The 1,243-nt window shown below is 74.5% G+C and carries 1 protein-coding gene; it reads left to right on the top strand.

Features of this window, described 5'->3' with window-relative positions; translation table 11 throughout:
• Positions 1 to 401: 401 nt before the first annotated feature.
• Entirely contained in the window at positions 402 to 1,166 is a 765-nt protein-coding gene (locus ACZ6ZR_RS38700) for an ABC transporter ATP-binding protein (RefSeq protein WP_465650727.1), read from the top strand.
• Positions 1,167 to 1,243: the final 77 nt, after the last annotated feature.

The following is a 1,243-nucleotide window of genomic DNA, read 5'->3' as shown; positions in this document are numbered from 1 at the left end:
CCCCAGGTAGGTGTACCGGGTCGCCGACATACCGCCTCCGAACGCATCGCAACAGCCAGACCGACCCACCATAGCCAGTCCCACCACCCCCCACCGCCCCGTCCGCCGACTGGTCACCGCGCAGGTGCACCGGCTTGCGCCCCGCAGGGGCGCAAGGCTCTGCTGATCTGCGGCTCCGCCGCGCGGGCGCGAATCGGAAGGCGGCCCAGCGTGAGATCGGGGCAAGTGAGCCAGTTGCACGCGCTGCCGTTCCCCAGCGCGCAGTTCCCCGCGCCCCCGCAGGGGCGCAACCACGTCCGGGGGTTATCCCCACCCGAGGGACGCCAGGGGACTCCATGGTCCCGAGGCCGCGGCGTTCCTAGGTTGGTAAGCGCCGAAGATCCCGCCCCGGAAGGACCCCGATGGCCACCCACCACGACCACCCCGCCGCCGTCGAACTACGCGGCGTCCAACGCCGCTTCGGCTCCGTGCAGGCCCTGCGCGGCATCGACCTGGTGCTGCCCCGGGGCGGTTTCACCGCGGTGATGGGCCCGTCCGGCTCCGGCAAGAGCACCTTCCTCCAGTGCGCCGCCGGCCTCGACCGCCCGGACGCCGGCCAGGTGCTGCTCGGCGGCACCGACCTGGCCACCCTCGGCGAGAACAAGCTGACCAGGCTGCGCCGCACCCGCATCGGCTTCGTCTTCCAGTCCTTCAACCTCCTCCCCTCCCTGACCGTCCGTCAGAACGTCCTCCTCCCGCAGCGCCTGGCCGGTGCCCGCCAGGACCGCCGCCGCGCCGACGAACTCCTCGCCAGGGTCGGCCTGCCGGAGCACGGCGGCCGCCGCCCGCACCAGCTCTCCGGCGGCCAGCAGCAGCGGGTGGCCATCGCCCGCGCCCTGGTCACCGACCCGGAGGTGGTCTTCGCGGACGAGCCGACCGGCGCACTGGACGCCCGGACCGCGCACGAGGTGCTGGGCCTGCTCCGCCGGGCGGTGGACGAGCTGGGCGCCACGGTGGTGATGGTCACCCACGACCCGGTGGCGGCCTCGCACGCGGACCGGGTGCTCTTCCTCGCCGACGGCCTGCTGGTCTCCGCGCTGGAGCGCCCCGACCCGCAGACCGTCTCCGACCACCTGCTGCGCCTCACCGCCCGTGCCGCCGCCACCGGTTCGGCGGTGGCGGCATGAGCAGCCTCGGCCTGGCCGTCGCCTCGGTGCGGGCCCGCCCGGCGGCCTTCGTCGGCAGTTTCGTCGCGCTGCTCTTC

This window comes from Kitasatospora sp. NPDC088742 (assembly GCF_055584905.1).
This window is presented reverse-complemented; position numbering and strand designations above follow the sequence as displayed.

What these genes read in the sequence shown, in the direction of transcription:
- ACZ6ZR_RS38700 (WP_465650727.1), top strand. Translation starts at nt 402, where the DNA reads ATGGCCACCCACCACGACCACCCCGCCGCCGTCGAACTACGCGGCGTC.